Source organism: Pseudomonas sp. C5pp (assembly GCF_000814065.1).
GTDB lineage: Bacteria > Pseudomonadota > Gammaproteobacteria > Pseudomonadales > Pseudomonadaceae > Aquipseudomonas > Aquipseudomonas asiatica.
On sequence record NZ_JWLN01000020.1, the window covers coordinates 104,749 to 112,944 of the forward strand.

An 8,196-nucleotide genomic window follows, 5' to 3' on the forward strand; every position below is an offset into this window, starting at 1 on the left:
CGCCCGCCCACGCGTCTTTGCACAAAACGATGCCACCAGGGCCCGCGCGGGCCTTGGTGAGCCAGTCAGGCAATGCCTGCGTGTGAGGTAAGGCTGTGTACGATTTCATCATCATTGGCGGTGGCATTGTGGGCATGTCCACGGCCATGCACCTGATCAAGGTCTACCCGGATGCGAAGATTCTCCTGCTGGAGAAAGAGTCCGGCCCGGCCCGCCACCAGACCGGCCACAACAGCGGCGTGATCCACGCCGGCGTGTATTACACCCCCGGCAGCCTCAAGGCGCGCTTCTGCCTGGAAGGCAACAAGGCCACCAAGGCTTTCTGCACCCAGCACGGTATCCGCTTCGATGAATGCGGCAAGCTGCTGGTAGCTACCAACGACCTGGAAATGCAGCGCATGAAGGCGCTGTGGGAGCGCACCGCGGCCAATGGCCTGGAGCGCTACTGGCTGTCGGCGGCCGAACTGCGCGAGCGCGAGCCCAATATCGTTGGCATGGGCGGCATCTTCGTGCCCTCCAGCGGTATCGTCAATTACGCCGAAGTGACTGCGGCCATGGGCGCCGAGTTCCAGCGCGCCGGCGGTGAGATCCGCTATGGCGCCGAGGTGGTCGGCCTGCAGGAGCTGGCCAGCGAAGTGGTCGTGCGCACGCGTGGCGACCATCATGACGATGAGTTGCGCAGCCGTTTCCTGGTGACCTGCTCGGGCCTGATGGCCGACCGCGTGGTGAGCATGCTGGGCCTGCGGACCGAGTTCGTCATCTGCCCGTTCCGTGGCGAGTACTACCTGCTGCCCAAGCAGCACAACCAGATCGTCAACCACCTGATCTACCCGATTCCCGACCCGTCCATGCCGTTCCTGGGGGTGCACCTGACTCGCATGATCGACGGCACCGTGACCGTTGGCCCTAACGCCGTGCTGGCAATGAAGCGCGAGGGTTACCGCAAGCGCGATGTCAGCCCAGCCGACCTGTTCCAGACCCTGACCACCCCCGGCATCCTCAAGGTGCTGGCGAAGAACTTCCGCCCAGGCCTGATCGAGATGAAGAACTCGCTGTTCAAGGGTGGCTACCTCAAGCAGGTCCAAAAATACTGCCCGAGCATCACCAAGGCCGACCTCACGCCTTATCCGGCCGGTGTGCGTGCCCAGGCCGTATCGCGTGACGGCAAGCTGATCGACGACTTCCTGTTCGTCAACACCGCTCGCAGCGTCAACGTGTGCAACGCACCGTCGCCGGCCGCCACCTCCGCCATCCCTATCGGCGCATACATCGTCGACAAGGTATGCGAGCAGGTCGGTCGCCAGGGCGGCAGTTTCCCCAAGGCCGACCTGGCGCCTCGTCAGCGGGCTGCCGGCTGACCTACCCGTAATACGCCCTGCGGTTTCGTTTTCCTCAACCCGTACTGCCCTACTCACCATCTAGGGCAGGGCGGGCTTTTTCGCGCCTGCGTCGGTGACGTGCAAGCCGGCGGCCCCAGCGTGGGCATGACAAAAACAACAAGGTAGCGCCATGCAAACCCACAAGAACAATTTGAGTCATGGATTGAAATCCCGGCATGTCACCATGCTGTCCATTGCCGGCGTGATCGGTGCCGGCCTGTTCGTCGGCTCCGGCCGTGCGATTGCCGAGGCAGGGCCCGCCACCATCCTGGCCTATATCCTGGCCGGCGCGCTGGTGGTGCTGGTAATGCGCATGCTGGCCGAAATGGCCGTTGCTTCACCGGACACCGGTTCGTTCTCTACCTATGCCGACCTCGCCATCGGCAAGTGGGCCGGCTACACCATCGGCTGGCTGTATTGGTGGTTCTGGGTACTGATCATCCCCATTGAGGCCAATATCGCCGCCACCATCATCAATTCCTGGGTCCCGCAGCTGGAGATCTGGGTCTTGTCGTTGGTGATTACCCTGTTGCTGACCGCCACCAACCTGTTCAGCGTGAAGAACTACGGTGAGTTCGAGTTCTGGCTGGCGTTGGTCAAGGTGGTGGCCATTGTCGGCTTCATCGCGCTGGGGGTATGCGCCATCTTCGGCTTGCTACCAGGCTCCGGTGTCAGCGGCGTGTCCCGCCTGTGGGACAGTGGCGGGTTCATGCCCAACGGTTTTGGTGCGGTGCTGAGCGCCATGCTGATTACCATGTTCTCGTTCCTCGGCGCCGAAGTGGTGACCATTGCCGCAGCCGAATCGGATGAAGCGGGCAAGCATATTTCCAAGGCCACCAACTCGGTGATCTGGCGGATCACGCTGTTCTATATCCTGTCGATCTTCATCGTCATCGCGCTGGTGCCGTGGACTGACCCGCGCCTGGCCACCGAAGGGTCCTATGTCACGGTGCTGGACACCCTGGGCGTGCCGAATGCCAAGGCCATCATCGACTTCGTGGTGCTGACGTCGGTGACCAGTTGCCTCAACTCGTCGCTGTATACCGCTTCGCGCATGGTCTACTCGCTGAGCCGCCGCGGTGATGCGCCGGCCTGTGCCCAGGTGACCAGTCGCAGCGGCACCCCCGTGGTGGCTGTGCTGCTGTCCACAGGCGCAGCTTTCCTGGCGGTGATTGCCAATTACCTGGTCCCGGCCAAGGTGTTCGGCTTCCTCATGGCAAGCTCCGGCGCCATTGCCCTGCTGGTGTATCTGGTGATCGCCGTTTCCCAGCTGCGCCTGCGTCAGCGCCTGACTGCACAGGGCAAGACGTTGGGCTACCGCATGTGGCTGTTCCCATGGCTGACCTGGGGCGTGATCCTGTTCATCAGCGGCGTGCTGGTACTGATGCTGTTCCGCCCGGATCACCGTCTGGAAGTAGTATCGACCATGGTGCTGGCGGTACTGGTGGTGTGTTCGGGCCTTCTGGTCACACGGCGCCGGGCGCGCGAGGCGGTGGTTGGCAGCGTACGGCAGGGCGCTTGAGTCGCTCGGCCTGAAGACAGACGAGCAAGTCGCATCAGGCTGTGAGAGGATGTCCGCCATCACAGCCAGGACCCCGAACGCAGCCTGATGAAGACACCCAAAAGAATCGAACCCCTGATCGAAGACGGCCTGGTCGACGAAGTACTGCGGCCGTTGATGAATGGCAAGGAAGCCGCCGTGTATGTGGTGCGCTGTGGCAGCCAGGTGCGCTGCGCCAAGGTTTATAAAGAAGCCAACAAGCGCAGTTTCCGCCAGGCTGCCGAGTACCAGGAGGGCCGCAAGGTTCGCAACAGCCGTCAGGCCCGGGCCATGGCCAAGGGCAGCAAGTACGGCCGCAAGGAAGCCGAAGACGCCTGGCAGAACGCCGAAGTGGCGGCGCTGTTCCGTCTGGCCGGCGCTGGCGTGAGGGTTCCCAGGCCCTACGATTTCCAGGACGGCGTGCTGTTGATGGAGCTGGTGACCGATGCCGACGGTGACGCGGCCCCGCGCCTGAACGACGTACACCTCGAAGCCGAGGAAGCCCGGGCGTACCATGCCTTCGTCATTCGCCAGATCGTGCTGATGCTGTGTGCCGGGCTGGTGCATGGCGACCTGTCGGAGTTCAACGTGCTGCTTGGCCCGGACGGGCCGGTGATCATCGACTTGCCGCAGGCGGTAGATGCAGCGGCCAACAACCATGCCTTCAGCATGCTGCAGCGCGATGTGGCCAACATGGCCCATTATTTCGGGCGCTTTGCGCCGGAGCTGAAAAGTACCCGGTATGCGCAGGAAATGTGGGCCTTGTACGAGGCGGGCGAACTGCGCCCGGACAGCCCGCTGACGGGGTTGTTCGAGGATGACGAGCATGCGGCTGACGTGGCCGGGGTGATGCGCGAGATCGATGCGGCCCGGCTGGATGATGCGCGCCGGCGCGCCGCGCGGGCCGAGGCTGAGGCAGGGGTGGCCAGGGCAGAGGAGCCTGCGCCGCCCTGGCTGCAGTAATAGGTTGCCTGCACTGGCCTCTTCGCGGGTAAACCCGCTCCCACAAGTACAGCGCGAATCCTGTGGGAGCGGGTTTACCCGCGAAGAGGCCGGCACAGAAAAAATGCAGCCATTGCCTTTGACGCAAGACAATATCTCGTCATCCGGCCTTTTCACTGGCGCGCGACAGGCATAAGGTATACGCCGTTCAAATTCCCTGGAGCTGTCATGTCCAACCAATTCCCGTCCGTTCGTCCACGCCGCCTGCGCCAGAACGAATCCCTGCGCACGATCTTCCAGGAAACCGAGTTCCGCCTTGAAGACCTGATCCTGCCGATCTTCGTCGAAGAGGGTATCGATGACTTCGTGCCGATCACCAGCATGCCGGGCGTCAACCGCATTCCCGAGAAGCTGCTGGCCCAGGAAATCGAGCGCTATGCCCGCGCTGGTATCAAGTCGGTGATGACCTTTGGCGTTTCGCACAACCTGGACGCCGTCGGCAGCGACACCTGGAACGAAAACGGCCTGGTCGCGCGCATGTCACGCATCTGCAAGGACACCGTGCCGGAAATGGTGGTGATGTCCGACACCTGCTTCTGCGAATACACCAGCCACGGCCACTGCGGCGTACTGCACGACCACGGTGTGGACAACGACGCCACCCTGGCCAACCTGGGCAAGCAGGCGGTCATCGCCGCTGCTGCAGGTGCCGATTTCATTGCCCCGTCAGCGGCGATGGACGGCCAGGTCCAGGCCATCCGCAGCGCGCTGGATGGTGCCGGCTTCCACGACACCGCGATCATGGCCTATTCCACCAAGTTCGCCTCGTCGCTGTATGGCCCGTTCCGTGAAGCCGGTGGTACCGCGCTGAAGGGCGACCGCAAGAGCTACCAGATGAACCCGATGAACCGCCGCGAAGCCGTGCGCGAGTCGCTGCTCGACGAGCAGGAAGGCGCCGATGTACTGATGGTCAAGCCGGCCGGTGCCTACCTCGACGTGATCGCCGATATCCGTGCAGCCTCGCGCCTGCCGCTGGCGGCGTACCAGGTGAGCGGCGAGTACGCGATGATCAAGTTCGGTGGCCTGGCTGGCGCCATCGATGAAGGCCGGGTGGTGCGTGAAAGCATTGGCGCGATCAAGCGTGCCGGTGCCGACCTGATCCTCACCTACTTCGCCATGGACCTGGCCCGCGAAGGCATCTGACCTCGAGCTGTTGCCCATGCAAGCCGCTGCCATCGCAGCGGCTTTTCTTTGCCTGCGCCGCAACCGGTGAGGAAAAATACAAAAAACCCGTAAGCGCTGAATTATTTAGTGTCCCGTCGTATCTCATCCCTTAGAGCATTCATCGACAGGGATACGGACATGAAACCTCGCAAGAAAAGCATCCAGCCAATCGGCCTGAAGGACATCACCATCGTCGACGACGGCAAGATGCGCAAGGCAATCACCGCGGCGGCACTGGGCAATGCCATGGAGTGGTTCGACTTCGGCGTCTACGGCTTCGTCGCCTACGCCCTGGGCAAGGTTTTCTTCCCCAATGCCGACCCAAGCGTGCAGATGATCGCGGCGTTGGCCACGTTCTCGGTGCCGTTTCTGATCAGGCCTCTGGGCGGGCTGTTCTTCGGTGCCTTGGGCGACCGGTTCGGGCGGCAGAAAATCCTCGCTGCGACCATCGTGATCATGTCGCTCAGCACCTTTGCCATCGGCCTGATACCGTCCTATGCCAGCATCGGTATCTGGGCGCCGATCCTGTTGCTGCTGGCCAAGATGGCCCAGGGCTTCTCGGTGGGGGGCGAGTACACCGGCGCGTCGATCTTCGTCGCCGAATATGCCCCGGACCGAAAACGGGGGTTTCTCGGCAGTTGGCTGGACTTCGGCTCGATTGCCGGGTTCGTGCTGGGTGCCGGTGTGGTGGTGTTGATCTCTACGGTGCTGGGTGAGGAAAAGTTCCTCGAATGGGGTTGGCGCCTGCCGTTCTTCCTCGCCTTGCCGCTGGGCATCATTGGCCTGTACCTGCGCCATGCTCTGGAGGAAACGCCGGCTTTCCAGCAGCATGTCGACAAGCTGGAGCAGGGCGACCGCGAAGGCCTGGCGTCCGGGCCCAAGGTGTCCTTCAAGGAGGTCGCCACCCAACACTGGCGCAGCCTGGTGACCTGTATCGGTGTAGTGATCGCCACCAACGTCACCTACTACATGCTGCTCACGTACATGCCCAGTTACCTGTCGCACAACCTGCACTACAGCGAAGACCATGGCGTGCTGATCATCATCGCGATCATGGTCGGCATGCTGTTCGTGCAACCGATGATCGGGCTGCTCAGCGACAAGTTCGGCCGCCGACCGTTCATCATCGTCGGCAGCGTCGGCCTGTTCGCGCTGGCCATTCCGGCATTCATGCTCATCAACAGCGGCGTACTGGGGGTGATCTTTGCCGGGCTGCTGATCATTGCCGTGCTGCTGAACTTCTTCATCGGCGTGATGGCCTCGACGCTACCGGCAATGTTCCCCACGCATATCCGCTACAGCGCCCTCGCCAGCGCCTTCAACATCTCGGTGCTGATCGCCGGCCTCACCCCGACCATCGCCGCCTGGCTGGTAGAAAGTACTGGCAACCTGTACATGCCGGCCTATTACCTGATGGTGATCGCCGCCGTGGGGCTGGTCACCGGCCTGACCATGAAGGAAACCGCCAACAAGCCGCTGCGCGGCGCGGCACCGGCAGCATCGGATATCGAGGAAGCGCGTGAGCTGCTGCAGGAGCACCACGACAACATCGAGCAAAGGATAGAGGACATCGATGCGCAGATTGCCGAACTGGAGGCCAAGCGCAAGTTGCTGGTGCAGCAGCACCCGCGCATCGAGTGATCAGTGTGGCATGTAGCCACGCTGCCATGTTCGTGGAATGAACCGCGACACCAGGGCCAGCACGCAGGCCAGCGAGCAGCTGCCGGCTAGCGCCTGCAGGCCCAGGTGGTGCTGCAGCCAGGCACCCAGCGCGGCGCCCAGCAGCATGCCGGCCCAAGGCACCAGTTGCACCCGCCAGCCATTGCGCCGCTCGCCCAGCAGCCAGCGCCCCAGCCCACGACCGAAGCGTGACAGGGCACCGGTGACGTAGGTCAGGCCGATGGGCAGGCCGTTCACCTGTTCGACCACGGCGTTGATCATGCCCATGGCCAGTGTGGCGGCGAGCAGCGCGGGCAAGGTCGCTGCCAAGGGCCATGCGGCTGCAAAGCCCAGCAGGGCGGCGACCACCAGCAGCACCGGCCAGGCCCGACGGCGGAACGCGCGCGCCAGCAGCACGCCCAGGGCGTTGCCGATGACGAAGCTCAGCACGGCAGCACTCAGGCGCAGCACCAGGGCCAGGTCCGCATCGCTGATGGCGACGGCCAGACGCGTGGTGTTGCCACTCATGAATGACACGAAGTCGCCCAGCGCCAGCAGGCCGATGGCATCGGTCATGCCGGCCAGTACGGACAGGCCGGCGACCAGGCCGAGGCCGACACGACCACGCAGAATCTGCAGGCGCAGCCGCTTGGCTGTGCGCGCGGGAAGGGTGTTGGGCAGCATCCTCGGGAACTCAGCGAGGCATTTCGCGGGCCAGGGTGCTCTTGATGGTGCGCTCCACTACATCGACCAGCACCATTGTCTGATGGTCCACTTCGATATTGAGCAGCTCGCCGGCCTTGTAGCTGGGGAAGGTGGTCTGGCGCAGGGTTTCCGGGATCAGGTTGATGGTGATCACATTGTCCTCGACATCGGCTACGGTCAGGCTGCAGCCGTTGACCCCGATAAAACCGCGCGGGAATACGTACTTGCCCCATTCCGGTGGCATGCGGAACTTGATGTAGGCGCCGGTTTCCTTGATCGACAGCTCGACGATTTCGGCGGTGGTGGCGATGTGGCCGGCCATCAGGTGGCCGCCGACTTCGGCGTTCATCTTCGCCGAGCGTTCGATGTTGACGCCCTGGCCGGCCTTGAAGTTGCGCAGGTTGGTGCGCTCGAGGGTGGCGGTCATGGCGTCGAACCTGACCTGGGTGCCGTTGATCTCGGTGACCGACAGACAGGTGCCTTCGACACTGACGCTGGCGCCGATCTTCAACTCGTCGAGCAGTTCGGGGGTGAGGTCGATGGTGAACTGGTTGTGGCCCGGGTAGGTGGTCACATCAAGCAGAGGGCGGACGGCCTGGACGATGCCGGTGTACATGGAGTTGCTCCTGGGCACGGAAAAGAAAACCTCCGAACGCTATGCCCGTGGAGCGGTAAAAGCAAGCCAGCCATTGGTCTGGACACTGGAAACCCACAGGCACGGCGCACTTTGTCAGCTGGAGGTGACCC

Annotated in this window: 7 protein-coding genes; 5 read left to right on the top strand and 2 right to left on the bottom strand. The window is 63.1% G+C overall.

The window, feature by feature from the left end; translation table 11 throughout:
- Positions 1–95: 95 nt before the first annotated feature.
- The 5 genes from lhgO (at position 96) to proP (ending at position 6,726) form a co-directional block, all read left to right on the top strand.
- Positions 96–1,358 carry an L-2-hydroxyglutarate oxidase gene (gene lhgO / locus RR51_RS17380; protein WP_003260140.1) on the top strand — a complete coding sequence of 421 codons (1,263 nt, stop codon included), beginning with the start codon at positions 96–98 and terminating at the stop codon, positions 1,356–1,358.
- A 151-nt stretch (positions 1,359–1,509) separates the two neighbouring features.
- Positions 1,510–2,901, top strand: a complete 1,392-nt coding sequence (gene gabP / locus RR51_RS17385; protein ID WP_039614234.1) for a GABA permease — start codon at positions 1,510–1,512, stop codon at positions 2,899–2,901.
- A gap of 87 nt (positions 2,902–2,988) precedes the next feature.
- Positions 2,989–3,882 (top strand): PA4780 family RIO1-like protein kinase, encoded by an 894-nt coding sequence (locus RR51_RS17390; RefSeq protein ID WP_039614235.1) that lies wholly within the window; start codon positions 2,989–2,991, stop codon positions 3,880–3,882.
- Between the two features lie 207 nt (positions 3,883–4,089).
- On the top strand, positions 4,090–5,064 hold the full coding sequence (hemB, locus tag RR51_RS17395) for a porphobilinogen synthase (protein ID WP_013972900.1): 975 nt from the start codon (positions 4,090–4,092) through the stop codon (positions 5,062–5,064).
- 159 nt (positions 5,065–5,223) lie between these two features.
- Positions 5,224–6,726 (top strand): glycine betaine/L-proline transporter ProP, encoded by a 1,503-nt coding sequence (gene proP, locus RR51_RS17400; protein ID WP_038409740.1) that lies wholly within the window; start codon positions 5,224–5,226, stop codon positions 6,724–6,726.
- On the opposite strand, the gene RR51_RS17405 is transcribed toward proP, so the two are convergent.
- Entirely contained in the window at positions 6,727–7,428 is a 702-nt protein-coding gene (locus RR51_RS17405) for a YoaK family protein (protein ID WP_013972898.1), read from the bottom strand. It lies immediately after the preceding gene.
- Between the two features lie 10 nt (positions 7,429–7,438).
- Positions 7,439–8,065 carry a riboflavin synthase gene (locus RR51_RS17410; RefSeq protein WP_039614236.1) on the bottom strand — a complete coding sequence of 209 codons (627 nt, stop codon included), beginning with the start codon at positions 8,063–8,065 and terminating at the stop codon, positions 7,439–7,441.
- Positions 8,066–8,196: the final 131 nt, after the last annotated feature.

Excerpts from the sequence above, each read along its gene's own strand:
- gabP (WP_039614234.1), top strand. The coding sequence starts at position 1,510 with ATGCAAACCCACAAGAACAATTTGAGTCATGGATTGAAATCCCGGCAT.
- RR51_RS17390 (WP_039614235.1), top strand. The coding sequence starts at position 2,989 with ATGAAGACACCCAAAAGAATCGAACCCCTGATCGAAGACGGCCTGGTC.
- hemB (WP_013972900.1), top strand. The coding sequence starts at position 4,090 with ATGTCCAACCAATTCCCGTCCGTTCGTCCACGCCGCCTGCGCCAGAAC.
- proP (WP_038409740.1), top strand. The coding sequence starts at position 5,224 with ATGAAACCTCGCAAGAAAAGCATCCAGCCAATCGGCCTGAAGGACATC.
- RR51_RS17405 (WP_013972898.1), bottom strand. The coding sequence starts at position 7,428 with ATGCTGCCCAACACCCTTCCCGCGCGCACAGCCAAGCGGCTGCGCCTG.
- RR51_RS17410 (WP_039614236.1), bottom strand. The coding sequence starts at position 8,065 with ATGTACACCGGCATCGTCCAGGCCGTCCGCCCTCTGCTTGATGTGACC.